We start from the raw sequence: 16,575 nt of genomic DNA, 5'->3' as shown, positions 1-16,575 counted from the left end.
CTCCGGGCTTTCGTTCTGCTGTCTTGCGTTTCCGACTCTATCAGACTCTTTCGTGTCCGATTTCCTCGGCCGCTTTCCAGGTTTTCGCTTTCGCGTTTCCCTTTCCGGCGGTTCCAACCTTACCAGACCATTTCCGCGCCCTGCTTCTCGAAAGCCGCAGTCTGCTTGGATTTGAATTCGGTGGCCGTTGGAGGGCCTTTCCCTTTCGGGCGGATCAGACTTTATCAGGTCTCCCCGGCGTCTGATTCCCACCCGCCCGCACGACTCGGCCCGGACACACGTGTGTGCCTGGGTGTCTTGCGGGGTGGAGACGCAAACGTACTGGAGCGGGGCCCCCGGATGCAAATCCGGTTGCCCCGCTCCGGTGACGGCGCTACGGCGAGGTCCGGATCAGACCTCGACGACGACCGGGAGGATCATCGGGCGACGGCGGTAGCTGTCCGACACCCACTTGCCCATCGTGCGGCGGATGAGCTGCTGGATCTGGTGCGGCTCGGCGACGCCGTCGGCCGCAGCGCGGGCGATGGCTTCCTCGATCTTGGCGATGACCGAGCCGAAGGCCCCGTCGTCGATGCCGGAACCGCGGGCCTGGATGTTCGGGCCGCTGACCACCTTGCCGGTGGTGCTGTCCACCACGACGTAGACCGAGATGATGCCCTCGTCGCCGAGGATCCGGCGGTCCTTCAGCGAGGACTCCGTGACGTCGCCGACCGAGAGGCCGTCCACGTACACGTAGCCGGCCTGCACCTTGCCGGAGATCCGGGCCTTGCCGTCGATCAGGTCGACGACCACGCCGTCCTCGGCGATGACGATCCGGTCCTTGGGGACGCCCGTCAGGGCGCCGAGCTCGGCGTTGGCGCGCAGGTGGCGCCATTCGCCGTGGACCGGCATCAGGTTCCGCGGCTTGCAGATGTTGTAGAAGTACAGCAGCTCGCCGGCCGAGGCGTGGCCCGAGACGTGCACCTTGGCGTTGCCCTTGTGCACGACGTTGGCGCCCCAGCGGGTCAGGCCGTTGATCACGCGGTAGACCGCGTTCTCGTTGCCCGGGATCAGGGACGACGCCAGGATCACGGTGTCGCCGGGGACGATCCGGATCTGGTGGTCGCGGTTGGCCATGCGGGACAGGGCCGCCATCGGCTCGCCCTGGGAGCCGGTGCAGACCAGGACGACCTCGTGGGGCGGCAGGTCGTCGAGCGTCTTGACGTCCACGACGAGACCGGCCGGGACGCGGAGGTAGCCCAGGTCGCGGGCGATGCCCATGTTGCGGACCATCGAGCGGCCGACGAAGGCGACCCGGCGGCCGTACTCGTGGGCGGCGTCGAGGATCTGCTGGATGCGGTGCACGTGGCTGGCGAAGCTGGCCACGATGATCCGGTGGTGGGCGTTGGCGAAGACGTTCCGCAGGACGGTGGAGATCTCCCGCTCCGGCGGGACGAAGCCCGGGACCTCGGCGTTCGTCGAGTCCGACAGCAGGAGGTCGATGCCCTCCTCGCTCAGACGCGCGAAGGCGTGCAGGTCCGTGAGGCGCCGGTCCAGCGGGAGCTGGTCCATCTTGAAGTCGCCGGTGGCGACGACCAGGCCGGCGCCGGTGCGGATCGCGACGGCCAGCGCGTCCGGGATGGAGTGGTTGACCGCGATGAACTCGCAGTCGAAGGGGCCGAGGTTCTCGCGCTCGCCCTCCTTCACCTCAAGGGTGTAGGGGCGGATGCGGTGCTCCTGGAGCTTGGCCTCGATGAGGGCCAGGGTCAGCTTGGAGCCGATCAGCGGGATGTCCGGCTTCTCCCTCAGGAGGTACGGAACGGCGCCGATGTGGTCCTCGTGACCGTGCGTGAGCACGATGCCCTCGATGTCGTCGAGGCGGTCCCGGATGGACGAGAAGTCCGGCAGGATCAGGTCGATGCCCGGCTGCTCCTCTTCGGGGAAGAGGACGCCGCAGTCGACGATCAGGAGGCGGCCGTCGTACTCGAAGACCGTCATGTTGCGGCCGATCTCACCGAGGCCACCCAGGGGGGTGACTCTGAGGCCGCCCTTGGGCAGCTTCGGCGGCGGACCGAGTTCCGGATGCGGATGGCTCAAAAGTGTCTCCTCACCACGCACGCCACGTACCCGGAAGGCACGTGGCGCGCATGTCATTCGTGCACTTGCTGTTGTCTGCTTTGTATTTGTTCGGTGGTGCTTATTGAGTTGTGAAGTCTGTTGTCAGAGCTGTACCCCGCCCGCAGCAAGATCGATCTTGAGCTGGGCCGTCTCTTCGTCGGTCAGTTCGATCAGCGGGAGCCGGAGCGGGCCGGCGGGCAGGCCCTGCAGGTTCAGCGCGGCCTTGGTGGTCATCACACCCTGCGTGCGGAACATGCCCGTGTAGACGGGCAGCAGCTTCTGGTGGATCTCCGCGGCCTTCTGGACGTCCCCGGCGAGGTGGGCCTCCAGCATGGCGCGCAGGTCGGGGCTGACCACGTGGCCCACGACGGAGACGAAGCCGACGGCGCCGACCGACAGGAGCGGCAGGTTCAGCATGTCGTCGCCGGAGTACCAGGCGAGGCCGCTGCGCGCGATCGCCCAGCCGGCGCGGCCGAGGTCGCCCTTGGCGTCCTTGTTGGCCACGATACGGGGGTGCTCGGCCAGCCGGACCAGGGATTCGGTCTCGATCGGGACACCGCTGCGGCCGGGGATGTCGTAGAGCATGACCGGCAGCTCGGTGGCGTCGGCGATCGCCGTGAAGTGCCGGTAGAGGCCCTCCTGCGGCGGCTTGCTGTAGTACGGGGTGACGGCGAGCAGGCCGTGGGCGCCGGTGCGCTCGGCCTCGCGGGCCAGTTCGAGGGTGTGCCGGGTGTCGTTGGTACCGATGCCGGCGACCACGTGGGCGCGGTCTCCGACGGCTTCGAGGACGGCTCGTACGAGGTCGTTTTTCTCCGCGTCGGTGGTGGTCGGCGACTCACCGGTGGTGCCGTTGACGATCAGGCCGTCGTTGCCTGCGTCCACCAGGTGGACGGCGAGCTGCTGCGCGCCATCGAGGTCGAGTGCGCCATCCGCCGTAAACGGCGTGATCATGGCGGTGAGGACCCGCCCGAAGGGGGTCTGCGGAGTCGAGATCGGAGCCATGGGTAACACGCTACTCGCTGCCATGCTCGCGGTGTCCCCTCGGGGGACGTCAACGGGGTGTTGGACGCCGGCACTGCCTGCTCGGGGGTTCAAGCAGTGCCGGGTCCGTTTGATCAGCCTAGATGAACTTTACGAAACGTCGCAATACGGACACTTCGGACTTGACGCCGTACATCTGTACGCCAGGGGTGTTACGGCCCTTACGGGGCAACGCGACCGTTGGCGTTGTACGCCGCGTACGTCAGCGGCATGAGCTTGGCCCAGTGCTGCTCCATCTTCTCGCCGACCATCTCGATCTCCCGCTGCGGGAAAGAGGGGACGGCCGCGAGTTCGTGCTGGGTGCGCAGGCCCAGGAAGTGCATGAGCGAGCGGGCGTTGCAGGTGGCGTACATCGAGGAGAAAAGGCCGACCGGCAGGACCGAACGGGCCACCTCGCGGGCGACGCCCGCGGCGAGCATCTCCTGGTAGGCCTCGTAGGCCTGCACGTAGGAGTCCTCCATGACGCGGGCGGTCAGCTCCTGCTGCGCACTGGTGCCCTCGACGAAGACGTACTTGCCGGGGCGGCCCTCCTGGACGAGCTTGCGCTCGGCGTCGGGGACGTAGAAGACCGGCTCGAGCTCCCTGTAGCGGCCCGATTCCTCGTTGTACGACCAGCCCACGCGGTGACGCATGAACTCCCGGAAGACGAAGATCGGGGCACTGATGAAGAAGGTCATCGAGTTGTGCTCGAAGGGGCTGCCGTGACGGTCCCGCATCAGGTAGTTGATCAGGCCCTTGGAACGCTCCGGGTCCTTCTGGAGCTCGTCCAGGGACTGCTCGCCGGCCGTGGAGACGCGGGCCGCCCACAGTACGTCGGAGTCGGCGGCGGAGTGCTTCACCAGCTCCACCGTCACGTCGCTGCGGAAGCTGGGTTTCAGATCTGAAGCGGCGGTCTCGCTCACCGGGGGTCCTTCCAAACGTGCGTCCTGGGGCGCGCCCACTCTACGGCGCGCCTCGACGGTCCCCGCGCAAGCCCTCCTGCCGCCCGGACGTCCGCACGGCTGTCGCACAGCAAACGCACAGCCATGAATTTTGGTTAATGTCCCGAAATCCGGCACCGATTGAGCGGCCCGTACGTCCTACAGGACAGAACGCACCCGCATCGAGCCCGAGGAGATTCGCTCTCATGTTTCGCCGGCGCGAACCCGTTCCGTTCGCCTTCGTCGCCGAGGCCGACCGTTTCCGTAGCAACGTCACTCCACCGCCGCGCGAGCGGCTGGGCAAGGCCCAGTTGGCCGCCCGTAGTCTGGTCGGCCTGACCGTGGTCGCGGGGCTCGCCGGCTCACTGCTCTTCGGCATACCGGCGCTGCAGCCGAACAAGGCACCGGAGAAGTCGCAGCAGTCGACTGCGTCCGAGGGGCGGTAGCCTCACGGGCACAGCCCAACCGAACGTGCATGTGAGTGAGGTCCAGCCGTGCCCCTGCCCTTCCTGACGGCCGACGGCGTGTCCGATGTGGATGACGTCGGCGACGAGGTCCTGGCCCATGCCGACGACGACCACGACCGCTGGCGGCGGCCCTACCGGCCGGGCCCCTGGCGCGTGGCGATCGCCGCAGTGCTGCTCCTGCTGTCCGCCTTCATGCTCCTGGCCACCATGATCATCGCCTTCGCCGGCGGGGGCTGGGCCGGAGCGGGCGCCTGCCTGCTCGCCGCCCTCGCCGTCCTCGGCTCGGCGCTGCAGATGCTGCGCGTGGGCGTGTGGGTCAGCCGTACGGGTCTGCGCCGGGTCGGCTTCTTCGTGACCCGCACGATCCCGTGGAACGAGGTCGGCGAGATCCGCACGGTGCAGCAGCCGGTGCGCTGGCTCGGACTGCCGAGGACCGTCCAGGGGCAGGCGCTGACGGTGTCCGCCCGCGGCGTCGAGGAGCCGCCGGTGCTGCTGACCGACCACAACGCCGATTTCCTGTCGCGGGCCGAGGCCTTCGACCGGGCCGCCGACACGGTCGAGGCCTGGGCCGAGGAGTACCGGCCCGTGCCCGCCTGAGATCCGGGTCCCGGGGTTGCCGGGAAGCAACGGGGAGCCCGTACAGGTGTCAGACCTGTACGGGCTTCTTGTCGTGCAGGGCGATCGCCCGCTGCATGGCCTTGCGCGCCCGCGGGGTGTCCCGGGCGTCGTGGTAGGCGACGGCGAGCCGGAACCAGCTGCGCCAGTCGCCCGGCGCGTCCTCGGTCTCGGCCTTGCGGCGTGCGAAGACCTCGTCGGCCGAGTCCCGCAGGATCCGGCCGTACTGGTCGCGCTCCAGCTCGTCCACGGGCAGTCCGCCCTCGGCCTCCAGCTCACCGGCGAGCTGGTTGGCCCTGGTGACGAACTGCGTGTTCTTCCACAGGAACCAGATCCCGATGACCGGCAGGATCAGCACGGCCACCCCGAAGGTGACGGTGAGCAGGGTGCCCTGCTGGATCAGCAGCAGGCCCCGGCTGCCGACCAGGACGAAGTAGACGACCAGGACGGCGGCCGTGATGAAGTACGTGATCTTCGCGCGCATCGTGAATCAGCCCAGTCAGCCCAGGTCGAGGAAGTTTTCCAGGCCGAAGGTGAGGCCCGGGGTCTGCGTCACGCGGCGCGCGCCGAGCAGGATGCCCGGCATGAAGCTGCTGTGGTGCAGGGAGTCGTGACGGATGGTCAGGGTTTCGCCCTCGCCGCCGAGGAGGACCTCCTGGTGCGCGAGCAGGCCGCGCAGGCGGATGGCGTGGACGGGGACGCCGTCGACGTCCGCGCCGCGCGCGCCGTCCAGCGCGGTGGCGGTGGCGTCGGGCTGCGCGCCGAGGCCGGCCTCGGCGCGGGAGGCCGCGATGAGCTGCGCGGTACGGGTCGCGGTGCCGGAGGGGGCGTCGACCTTGTTGGGGTGGTGCAGCTCGACGACCTCGACGGACTCGAAGTAGCGGGCGGCCTGGGCGGCGAACTTCATGGTGAGGACGGCACCGATGGAGAAGTTCGGTGCGATGAGCACACCGGTCTTCGGGGAGGCGGCGAGCCAGGTGTCCAGCTGCGCGAGGCGGTCCTCGGTCCAGCCGGTGGTGCCGACCACGCCGTGGATGCCGTGGCGGACGAGGAACTCGAGGTTCTCCATCACCGAGGCGGGGGTGGTCAGCTCGACCGCGACCTGTGCGCCGGCCTCGGCCAGCGTCTCCAGCTGGTCGCCGCGGCCGAGCGCCGCGACCAGCTCCATGTCCTCGGCGGCCTCGACCGCCTTGACCGCCTCGGAGCCGATGCGGCCCTGGGCGCCGAGGACTGCCACGCGCAGCTTGCTCATAGTCTCTTCCTTACCTACGTACGGAACTAGGCGACGACCTCGTCGAGGCGGGCGGCCTGCTTCTCCTTGAGCGGACCGATCACCGCGAGCGAGGGCCGCTGGGCCAGTACATCCTGTGCGACCGAGCGGACGTCGTCCGGGGTGACCGCGGCGATCTGGGCCAGCATGTCGTCCACCGACATCTGGTCGCCCCAGCACAGCTCGCTCTTGCCGATGCGGTTCATGAGCGCGCCGGTGTCCTCCAGTCCGAGGACGGTGGAGCCGGAGAGCTGGCCGACGGCCCGCTTGATCTCGTCGTCGCCGAGCCCGTCGGTGGCGACCTTGTCGAGCTCGTCGCGGCAGATCCGCAGCACGTCGTGGACCTGGTTGGGGCGGCAGCCCGCGTACACGCCGAAGAGGCCGGTGTCGGCGAAGCCCGAGGTGTACGAGTACACGCTGTAGGCGAGCCCGCGCTTCTCGCGGACCTCCTGGAAGAGGCGGGAGGACATGCCGCCGCCGAGGGCGGTGTTCAGCACGCCGAGCGCCCAGCGGCGCTCGTCGGTGCGGGCGAGGCCGGGCATGCCGAGGACCACGTGGGCCTGCTCGGTCTTGCGGTTCACCAGGTCGACGCGGCCGGAGGTGCGGATGCGCCGGGTGCCGGTGCGCGGGCCGATGGGCTCGGCGTCGGTGTGCGTGAGGGCCCCGGCCTTGTCGAAGGCGGCGCGGACCTGTCGTACGACCTTGTTGTGGTCGACGTTGCCGGCCGCGGCGACCACCAGGTGGCGGGGGTCGTAGTGCTTCTTGTAGAAGCGGCGGATCCGGTCGGCGCCGAGGGCGTTGATCGTGTCGACGGTGCCGAGGACGGGGCGGCCCAGCGGGGTGTCCCCGTACATGGTCTGCGCGAACAGGTCGTGGACCATGTCGCCCGGGTCGTCCTCGGTCATCGCGATCTCTTCGAGGATGACGCCGCGCTCGGCGTCGACGTCCTCCTCGCGGATCAGCGAGCCGGTGAGCATGTCGCAGACCACGTCGATGGCGAGCGGCAGGTCGGTGTCGAGCACCCGTGCGTAGTAGCAGGTGTACTCCTTCGCCGTGAAGGCGTTCATCTCGCCGCCGACCGCGTCGATCGCGGAGGAGATGTCCAGGGCGCTGCGCCGTTGCGTGCCCTTGAAGAGGAGGTGCTCCAGGTAGTGCGTGGCGCCGTTCAGCGTGGGCGTCTCGTCGCGGGAGCCGACGTGTGCCCAGATGCCGAAGGTGGCCGAGCGGACGGAGGGCAGCGTCTCGGTGACGACGCGCAGTCCGCCGGGCAGGACGGTGCGCCGGACGGTGCCGATGCCGTTGCTGCCCTTGAGCAGGGTTTGGGTACGGGCGACGGCCCGCCCCTCCGAAGAGGGGCGGGCCGTCACACGGGAACTACGCGACGTCACTTGTCGGAGTCGTCCTTGTCAGCCTCGTCGGCGGCGGCCTCGCCCTCGATCACGGGGATCAGGGAGAGCTTGCCGCGCTGGTCGATCTCGGCGATCTCGACCTGGACCTTGGTGCCGACCGCGAGCACGTCCTCGACGTTCTCCACGCGCTTGCCACCGGCGAGCTTGCGGATCTGCGAGATGTGCAGCAGGCCGTCCTTGCCCGGGAGCAGGGAGACGAAGGCACCGAAGGTGGTGGTCTTGACGACCGTACCCAGGTAGCGCTCGCCGACCTCCGGCATGGTCGGGTTGGCGATGCCGTTGATCGTGGCGCGGGCGGCCTCGGCGGCCGGGCCGTCGGCGGCACCGATGTAGATGGTGCCGTCGTCCTCGATCGTGATCTCGGCGCCGGTGTCCTCCTGGATCTGGTTGATCATCTTGCCCTTGGGGCCGATGACCTCACCGATCTTGTCCACCGGGATCTTGACGGTGATGATCCGCGGGGCGTTCGGGGACATCTCGTCCGGCGTGTCGATCGCTTCCATCATCACGTCGAGGATGTGGAGGCGGGCGTCGCGGGCCTGCTTGAGGGCGGCGGCCAGGACGGAGGCCGGGATACCGTCGAGCTTGGTGTCGAGCTGGAGCGCGGTGACGAACTCCTTGGTGCCGGCGACCTTGAAGTCCATGTCGCCGAAGGCGTCCTCCGCACCGAGGATGTCGGTGAGGGCGACGTAGTGGGTCTTGCCGTCGATCTCCTGGGAGATCAGGCCCATGGCGATACCGGCGACGGGGGCCTTGAGGGGCACACCGGCGTTCAGCAGCGACATGGTGGAGGCGCAGACCGAGCCCATGGACGTCGAACCGTTGGAGCCGAGGGCCTCGGACACCTGACGGATCGCGTAGGGGAACTCCTCGCGGGTCGGCAGGACCGGCACGATCGCGCGCTCGGCGAGCGCGCCGTGGCCGATCTCGCGGCGCTTCGGCGAACCGACGCGGCCGGTCTCGCCGACGGAGTACGGCGGGAAGTTGTAGTTGTGCATGTAGCGCTTGCGGGTCACCGGGGAGAGGGTGTCCAGCTGCTGCTCCATGCGGAGCATGTTGAGGGTGGTGACGCCCAGGATCTGGGTCTCGCCACGCTCGAACAGCGCCGAGCCGTGCACGCGCGGGATGGCCTCGACCTCGGCGGCGAGGGTACGGATGTCCGTGATCCCGCGGCCGTCGATGCGGACCTTGTCCTTGATGACGCGCTCGCGCACCAGGGCCTTGGTCAGGCTGCGGTAGGCGGCGGAGATCTCCTTCTCGCGGCCTTCGAAGGCCGGGAGGAGCTTCTCGGCGGCGATCTCCTTGACGCGGTCCAGCTCGGCCTCGCGGTCCTGCTTGCCCGCGATGGTCAGCGCCTGGGAGAGCTCGCCCTTGACGGCGGCCGCGAGGGCCTCGTACACGTCGTCCTGGTAGTCCAGGAAGACCGGGAACTCGCCCTCGGGCTTGGCGGCCTTGGCCGCCAGGTCCGCCTGGGCCTTGCAGAGGACCTTGATGAACGGCTTCGCGGCGTCGAGGCCGGCGGCGACGATCTCCTCGGTCGGCGCCTCGGCGCCGCCCTTGACGAGGGCGATGGTCTTCTCGGTGGCCTCGGCCTCGACCATCATGATCGCGACGTCGCCGTCCTCGAGGGTGCGACCCGCGACGACCATGTCGAAGACGGCGTCCTCGAGCTCGGTGTGCGTCGGGAACGCCACCCACTGGCCGCGGATCAGCGCGACGCGGACGCCGCCGATCGGGCCGGAGAAGGGCAGGCCGGCCAGCTGCGTGGACGCGGACGCGGCGTTGATCGCGATCACGTCGTACAGGTGGTCCGGGTTGAGCGCCATGACGGTGGCGACGACCTGGATCTCGTTGCGCAGGCCCTTCTTGAAGGACGGGCGCAGCGGGCGGTCGATCAGGCGGCAGGTGAGGATCGCGTCCTCGGAGGGGCGGCCCTCACGGCGGAAGAAGGAGCCGGGGATCTTGCCGGCCGCGTACTGCCGCTCCTCGACGTCCACCGTCAGGGGGAAGAAGTCGAGCTGGTCCTTGGGCTTCTTCGACGCGGTGGTGGCGGACAGCACCATCGTGTCGTCGTCCAGGTAGGCAACGGCGGAGCCGGCGGCCTGGCGGGCCAGGCGGCCCGTCTCGAAGCGGATGGTGCGGGTGCCGAAGGAACCGTTGTCAATGACGGCCTCGGCGTAGTGGGTCTCGTTCTCCACTAGCGTTTTCTCCATTTTCGTCGTCTCCGTCCGCCGCCCGTGTGGCGGAGGACGGTTGCGGAGAAGCGCTCCTGGCGTGCTGGCCGGTCTTCGATCGAAGCACCCGGTTCGTTGCCCGTACGGGGCATTCCGGGTGCCACTACCGAGGACCGGCGGCGTGGGAGGGCGCTCCTCCTCTTCAGTTGTGCACGTCTCGTCGTCGGACGTACACGTGCGTCCGTTCCAGACTACAAAGGGACCGGTACGTACCGCACGTACAGCAAAGGGAGCGGCCCCCGGATGTGGGAACCGCTCCCTTCACGGCGTCTTACTTGGCGCCGGCCGCACCGCGGCGGATGCCGAGGCGCTCGACCAGCGTACGGAAGCGCTGGATGTCCTTCTTGGCCAGGTACTGCAGCAGGCGGCGACGCTGGCCGACCAGGATCAGCAGACCACGACGGGAGTGGTGGTCGTGCTTGTGGGTCTTGAGGTGCTCGGTCAGGTCCGAGATGCGGCGGGAGAGCATCGCGACCTGGACCTCGGGGGAGCCGGTGTCGCCCTCCTTGGCACCGAACTCGGTGATGATCTGCTTCTTCGTAGCGGCGTCGAGCGGCACGCGTACTCCTCGTTTTGGTCTTCGTTGCCACCGAGTGCCCCAGGTCTGAGTCTCTGGGGAGCTTCCGTTACTCGGGAGGCGGGGTCCGCTGGGCGCAGTCCACAGACCCCTTCGCAGGGAATCCGGGGGACGCGTACACAAACGGCCGTCACACAGCGTACCAGGCTGCCGCTCGGCCCCGTCTCAGCTGGTGAGAGCGCGGGCCCGGGCGTAGACGTCGAGCACGGCCAGGGTCAGGGGCACCAGGCTGAGCAGGACCGCCGCCTCGGTGAGGTCGAGCAGCCTTCCCCAGAAGGGTGACAGGCCCTTGCGGGGGATGACAAGCGCAATTCCGGCGAGGAGGGCCGCGCCGGCGGCGACCGCGGCGGTGAGCCAGATCGTACGGAGGTCCAGGCCGCTGTGGTCCTGCTCCAGGACGAGGGCTTCGAGCAGGGCCCGCGGCGGGTGCAGGGAGAGGCCCAGGATCAGCAGCGCGACGGCGGCGAGGCCGGCGGTCAGGGCGCACACCACCTGGGAGGTGTAGCGGAAGAGGCGGGCGCGCAGCAGCATGGCGAGTCCGGTGGCCAGCGCCAGGAGGCGGCCCCAGGTGTTGTCGGAGAAGCCGAGGACGGCGGCGGCCGCGACGGCGACCGCGGCGCAGCCGCCGACCAGGCCGAGCAGCATCTCGTGGCCGCGGCGGGCCTGGGCGGCGATCGCCTCGGCGTCGAGCGGGATGCCCGGCTCGTTCTGGTCGGCTCCGGGCTGGTCACCGTACGGCTCGGTCTCGTAGCGGTCCGGGGTCTGGTAGTCCTCGGTGGCGCTCTGCGGGGCGGCGTAGCCGATGGGCAGCCGGGCGAAGCGGGCGGAGAGGCCGGGGAGGAAGGCGACGAGGCCGATGGCGACGGGTGCGCAGACGGCGGCGGTGGAGGTCGCGGAGGCCTCGGTGGCGATCGCTGCGAAGGTGGCGAGGGTGCCGGTGGCGGCGACGAAGGTGGCCGCGACGAAGGGTGCGTCGCCGCTGGGGGTGAGCGCGACCAGGGCGACGGAGGCGACCAGGACGCAGACGCAGCCCAGGAGGAACTGGAGCCGGCCGGGGCCGTCGCCGACGGCGGGGCCGATGATCCCGGATCCGGCGATCAGCAGGTGCGGGAGGGCGCCGAGGCCCAGGGCCACGGCGGAGAGCCGGTCCCGGTAGACGCGGGCGCGCACCCCGGCGACGGCGGTGAGCAGGACGCCGACGGCGCCGGCGATGATCCCGGGCAGGCCGTGCATGTCGTGGCGGAGGGGGTCGGCGTACCAGAGGACGAAGCCCAGCATGACGAGAAGCACCGCGGCGCCGGCCAGCCCCGCGCCGCGCAGCATGTCGTCGCTCCAGCGGTGCCGGTCGCGGACGACGGCGGAGGCGACGGCGTCGGAGACGTCGTCGAAGACGGCCGGCGGCAGGGACTCGGCGAAGGGGCGCAGGCTCAGCACCTCGCCGTCGAGGACCTGCTGGGCGGCGAGGGTGCGGGCGCCGTCGAGGACGGTCCCGGAACGGCGTACGAGGTGGAAGCCGGTCGGGGCGCCGACGGGCTGGGTCTGGCCGGTGAGGCGCAGCAGCTCGGGGTAGACGTCGGCGACGGCGATGTCCTCGGGGAGGGCGACGTCGATGCGGCTGTCGGGGGCCACGACGGTGACCCTGCAGAAACCCGTCGTCCCGGCCGTACTCACCTGCGTGACCCCCTTGGTTGGTGTCCGCGCCCGTGCTCGATTCGCGGATGCGCATGCTGCGCGCGACACCCTACCGGGCGTATGAGTGACAGTCGGCAAGTAGGATCACCGTCGCGTGGGGGATACCCCCTTCGCGCCCGGGACTTGGGGGCGCCGGTTGCGACGTCCCGTCCGTTTTCGAGGGATTGATGCTCCGGTGAGCCAGATCGTCGTCAAACGCCCGCCGCGGTCCCTGCCGCCCGAGGTTCCCTCGGAGGAGCTGCGGCTGGAGGCTCCTCCCGAACTGCCGCGCGGGCAGCAGGAGGGCATGCTGATGCAGCTCCTGCCGATGCTGGGCATGGGCTCTTCCGTCGTCTTCTTCTTCATGCCGGGCGCGGCGCCCTTCATGCGCATCATGGGTGTGCTGATGCTGGCGTCGACGGTGGGAATGGTCGTGGCGCAGCTGGTGCGCTTCCGGCGCGGTACGCAGGGGCAAATGGCCGACGTGCGCCGGGACTACCTCAAGTACCTCGCCCAGACGCGCCGTCAGGTGCGGCGGACGGCGCGGGCGCAGCGCGACGCGCAGTTGTATCTGCACCCGTCCCCGGAGCAGTTGTGGTCGGTGGTGGCGGACGGTTCGCGGCTGTGGGAGCGGCGGGTCGGCGACCCGGACTTCGGGCAGGCCCGGCTGGGGCTGGGTGCACAGCGCCTGTCGACGCCGCTGGTGGCGCCGGAGACGGCGCCGGTGGACGAGCTGGAGCCGCTGACGGCGGGTGCCATGCAGCGCTTCCTGAAGGTGCACTCCTCGCTGGACGGGCTGCCGATGGCGGTGTCGATGCGGGCCTTCTACCACGTGGCGGTGTCCGGGGAGCCGGAGTCGGCGCGGGGCGCGGCGCGGGCGCTGGTCGCGCAGCTGGCGACGCTGCACTCCCCCGAGGACCTGATGGTGGCGGTGGTGGCCTCGCCGGGTGCGGTGCCCTCGTGGGACTGGACGAAGTGGCTGCCGCACACGCAGCTGCCGGGGCAGGTCGACGGGGCCGGCACGAAGCGGCTGTTCGGCGACGACCTCGCCGAGCTGGAGGGGATGCTGGCGTCCCGGCTGGAGGGGCGGCCGCGGTTCAGCCGTGACGTGTCCCCGGTGCTGGACCAGCCTCACCTGGTGGTCGTGCTGGACGGCGGCATGGTGCCCCCGGACTCGGTGTTCGCCGCGGCCGAGGGCCTGCAGGGCGTCACCATCATCGAGGTGGTCGCGGGCGAGCTGGACGAGCCGCGCGGTGGTCTGTCGGTCGTGGTGCGGCCGGGCCGGCTGCGTCTGGAGTCGGGCGGCGGGGTCGCGTACGAGGGTGTGCCGGACACCCTGTCGCTGCCCGCGGCGGAGGCCCTCGCCCGGCAGCTGGCGCCGCTGCGCACGGGCGGCGGGGACGACGACGAGCCGCTGCTGGCGAACCTGGACTTCACGGACCTGCTGAACCTGGGCGACGCGGCCGCGGTCGACGTGGCGCGGACCTGGCGGCCGCGGTCGGCCGGTGAGCGGCTGCGCGTGCCGATCGGCGTGGGCGAGGACGGGGCGCCGGTCATGCTGGACCTCAAGGAGGCCGCGCAGGAGGGCATGGGCCCGCACGGCCTGTGCGTGGGTGCGACCGGTTCCGGCAAGTCGGAGCTGCTGCGCACGCTGGTGCTGGGTCTGGCGGTCACGCACACCTCGGAGACGCTGAACTTCGTGCTCGCCGACTTCAAGGGCGGTGCGACCTTCACGGGCATGGGCCAGATGCCGCACGTCGCGGCGGTCATCACCAACCTCGCGGACGACCTCACGCTCGTGGACCGCATGGGCGACTCGATCCGAGGCGAGCTGCAGCGCCGTCAGGAGCTGCTGCGTTCGGCGGGCAACTACGCGAACATCCACGACTACGAGAAGGCCCGCGCGGCCGGCGCCCCGCTGGAGCCACTGGCGTCGCTGGTGCTGGTCATCGACGAGTTCAGCGAGCTGCTGACGGCGAAGCCCGACTTCATCGACATGTTCATCCAGATCGGCCGCATCGGCCGTTCGCTGGGCGTGCACCTGCTGCTGGCCTCGCAGCGGCTGGAGGAGGGCAAGCTGCGCGGGCTGGACACGTACCTGTCGTACCGGATCGGTCTGCGGACCTTCTCGGCGGCGGAGTCGCGGACGGCGATCGGTGTGCCGGACGCCTACCACCTGCCGTCGGTGCCCGGTTCGGGCTACCTCAAGTTCGGTACGGACGAGATGGTGCGCTTCAAGGCGGCGTACGTGTCGGGCACCTACCGTTCGGGCGGTCCGGACCTCTCGGTGGGGCAGTTCCCGGTGGAGCGGCGCCCGGCGCTGTTCACCGCGGCGCCGGTGCCGGTGGTGTACGCGGCCCCGGACCCGGCGTACCTGGCCGCGCGGTCGTCGCGGGAGGACGACGCGCTCGCGGACACCGTGCTGGACGTGATCGTGAGCCGGCTGGAGGGCCAGGGCGTTCCGGCGCACCAGGTGTGGCTGCCGCCGCTCGACCAGGCCCCGCCGCTGGACCAGCTGCTTCCGGCGCTGGCGCCGAGCGCGGAGCGCGGGCTGCACGCGGACGGCTACACGCGGCCGGGCGGGCTGGTCGTGCCGCTCGGTCTCATCGACAAGCCGTTCGAGCAGCGGCGCGAAGTGCTGTACCGGGACTTCTCGGGTGCGGCGGGCCACATGATGGTGGTCGGCGGTCCGCAGTCGGGCAAGTCGACGCTGATGCGGACGCTGATCTCCTCCTTCGCGCTCACGCACACCCCGCGCGAAGTGCAGTTCTACGGGCTGGACTTCGGTGGTGGCAGCCTGTCGGCGGTCTCGGACCTGCCGCACGTGGGCGGTATCGCCTCGCGTCTGGACCCGGAGCGGGTGCGGCGCACGGTCGCGGAGGTGGGGGGCATCCTCAACCGCCGTGAGGAGTTCTTCCGCGCGAACAACATCGACTCGATCGGCACCTACCGGCGCCGGCGGGCGGCGGGCGACCTGCCGCACGAGCCGTGGGGCGACGTGTTCCTGGTCGTCGACGGCTGGGGCAACTTCCGCGGCGAGTACGAGGTCCTGGAGCAGGTCGTCACGGACATCGCGGCGCGCGGTCTGGGCTACGGCATCCACGTGGTGATCACCGCGGGCCGGTACATGGAGGTCCGGGCGGCGCTGAAGGACCAGATGCTCAGCCGGCTGGAGCTGCGGCTGGGCGACACGATGGACTCGGAGTTCGACCGGAAGGTCGCGGCGAACGTCCCCACGGGGATGCCGGGCCGCGGTCAGGTCGCGGAGAAGCTGCACTTCCTGGGCGCGCTGCCGCGGATCGACGGCTCGCACGAGGCCGGTGACCTGTCGGAGGCGACGGCGTCCTTCGTGGAGGCGGTCCGGCAGAACTGGTCGGGGCCCGCGGCCCCGGGCGTACGGCTGCTGCCGCGGCTGCTCCACTCCGACCAGCTGCCCAAGGGCGGGGAGTTCCCCGACCGCGGGATCGCGATCGGCATCGACGAGACCGATCTGGAGCCGGTGTTCGTCGACTTCGAGAGCGACCCCTTCCTGCTGGTCTTCGGCGAGAGCGAGTCGGGCAAGACGAACCTGCTGCGGCTCATCGCCCAGCAGATCGCGCAGCGGTACACGCCGGACCAGGCGCGTCTGGTCGTCGGCGACTACCGGCGGACCCTGCTCGGGGCGCTGCCGGAGGAGCACCTGCTGGAGTACGCGCCGATGGCGAGCTCCCTCCAGATGCACATGGAGGCGCTGGGCGGGGTGTTCTCGCGGAGGCAGCCTCCGGACGACGTCACTCCGCAGCAGCTGCGCGACCGCAGCTGGTGGACGGGCCCGGACGTGTTCATCATCATCGACGACTTCGACCTGGTGGCGACGAGCCAGGGCAATCCGCTGGCGCCGCTGGTGGAGTACCTGCCCTTCGCCCGCGACACGGGCGTCCGCTTCATCATCGCGCGCAGCTCGGCGGGTGCCTCGCGCTCGATGTACGAGTCGTTCATGCAGCGGATCAAGGAACTGGGCGCGCAGGGCGTCGTCCTGTCCGGCGATCCGGCGGAGGGCGACCTGGTGGGCACCGTCCGGCCGCGTCCGATGCCGCCGGGCCGGGGCTACTTCGTCTCGCGGCGGCGGGGCACGTCGCTGGTGCAGCTCGGCCGGATGCCGGGCGGCGTGTGAGCCGGTCCGATGCCCGGGGCCGGGGATCACGCACCTGGCCCCGTGCATCGGCCGGAAAACCGTCCCGGTCCGCGGCGCAGCCCCGATAATCGGCGGGGAAGACCGCACCACCGAGGGAAAG

At 70.3% G+C, this 16,575-nt stretch carries 12 protein-coding genes; 3 read left to right on the top strand and 9 right to left on the bottom strand.

What is annotated here, in order from left to right:
• Positions 1-390: 390 nt before the first annotated feature.
• From IG86_RS0118930 to thyX, 3 genes are all read right to left on the bottom strand, one after another.
• Positions 391-2,076: a ribonuclease J gene (locus IG86_RS0118930; protein ID WP_030823986.1), complete on the bottom strand. Its 1,686-nt coding sequence runs from the start codon at positions 2,074-2,076 to the stop codon at positions 391-393.
• Between the two features lie 123 nt (positions 2,077-2,199).
• Entirely contained in the window at positions 2,200-3,099 is a 900-nt protein-coding gene (dapA, locus tag IG86_RS0118925) for a 4-hydroxy-tetrahydrodipicolinate synthase (protein ID WP_030898167.1), read from the bottom strand.
• A 200-nt stretch (positions 3,100-3,299) separates the two neighbouring features.
• The gene (thyX, locus tag IG86_RS0118920; protein ID WP_030898164.1) at positions 3,300-4,040 is read right to left on the bottom strand and encodes an FAD-dependent thymidylate synthase; all 741 of its coding nucleotides are present in this window, start codon (positions 4,038-4,040) and stop codon (positions 3,300-3,302) included.
• A gap of 224 nt (positions 4,041-4,264) precedes the next feature.
• Here thyX and IG86_RS0118915 point away from each other — a divergent pair, with 224 nt between their 5' ends.
• The gene (locus IG86_RS0118915; protein WP_030651221.1) at positions 4,265-4,504 is read left to right on the top strand and encodes a hypothetical protein; all 240 of its coding nucleotides are present in this window, start codon (positions 4,265-4,267) and stop codon (positions 4,502-4,504) included.
• A gap of 48 nt (positions 4,505-4,552) precedes the next feature.
• A complete protein-coding gene (locus tag IG86_RS0118910) occupies positions 4,553-5,122 on the top strand; it encodes a hypothetical protein (protein ID WP_030823977.1) in 570 nt (189 codons plus the stop codon).
• 49 nt (positions 5,123-5,171) lie between these two features.
• Here the strand turns inward: IG86_RS0118910 and IG86_RS0118905 are convergent, their stop codons facing one another.
• The 6 genes from IG86_RS0118905 to eccD form a co-directional block, all read right to left on the bottom strand.
• Positions 5,172-5,624: a tetratricopeptide repeat protein gene (locus IG86_RS0118905; protein WP_030651215.1), complete on the bottom strand. Its 453-nt coding sequence runs from the start codon at positions 5,622-5,624 to the stop codon at positions 5,172-5,174.
• Positions 5,625-5,639: 15 nt separating this feature from the next.
• Positions 5,640-6,392, bottom strand: coding sequence for a 4-hydroxy-tetrahydrodipicolinate reductase (dapB, locus tag IG86_RS0118900; RefSeq protein WP_030898161.1), 753 nt, complete (start codon positions 6,390-6,392; stop codon positions 5,640-5,642).
• Positions 6,393-6,418: 26 nt separating this feature from the next.
• Complete coding sequence (locus tag IG86_RS0118895; protein WP_030898159.1) at positions 6,419-7,798, bottom strand: M16 family metallopeptidase; 1,380 nt, start codon at positions 7,796-7,798, stop codon at positions 6,419-6,421.
• The gene (locus IG86_RS0118890; protein ID WP_030651203.1) at positions 7,795-10,017 is read right to left on the bottom strand and encodes a polyribonucleotide nucleotidyltransferase; all 2,223 of its coding nucleotides are present in this window, start codon (positions 10,015-10,017) and stop codon (positions 7,795-7,797) included. The genes IG86_RS0118895 and IG86_RS0118890 overlap by 4 nt, the downstream gene beginning before the upstream one ends.
• Before the next feature lie 307 nt (positions 10,018-10,324).
• Entirely contained in the window at positions 10,325-10,612 is a 288-nt protein-coding gene (gene rpsO, locus IG86_RS0118885; RefSeq protein ID WP_030011220.1) for a 30S ribosomal protein S15, read from the bottom strand.
• A 183-nt stretch (positions 10,613-10,795) separates the two neighbouring features.
• Positions 10,796-12,301 carry a type VII secretion integral membrane protein EccD gene (gene eccD, locus IG86_RS0118880; RefSeq protein ID WP_030823967.1) on the bottom strand — a complete coding sequence of 502 codons (1,506 nt, stop codon included), beginning with the start codon at positions 12,299-12,301 and terminating at the stop codon, positions 10,796-10,798.
• Between the two features lie 196 nt (positions 12,302-12,497).
• Here eccD and IG86_RS0118875 point away from each other — a divergent pair, with 196 nt between their 5' ends.
• The gene (locus tag IG86_RS0118875) at positions 12,498-16,454 is read left to right on the top strand and encodes a type VII secretion protein EccC (RefSeq protein ID WP_030823964.1); all 3,957 of its coding nucleotides are present in this window, start codon (positions 12,498-12,500) and stop codon (positions 16,452-16,454) included.
• The last annotated feature ends 121 nt before the right edge of the window (positions 16,455-16,575 follow it).

This window comes from Streptomyces virginiae (assembly GCF_000720455.1).
Taxonomy (GTDB): Bacteria; Actinomycetota; Actinomycetes; order Streptomycetales; family Streptomycetaceae; genus Streptomyces; species Streptomyces virginiae.
Note: the sequence above shows the minus strand (reverse complement) of the source record. Positions and strands in the feature narration are given on the sequence as shown.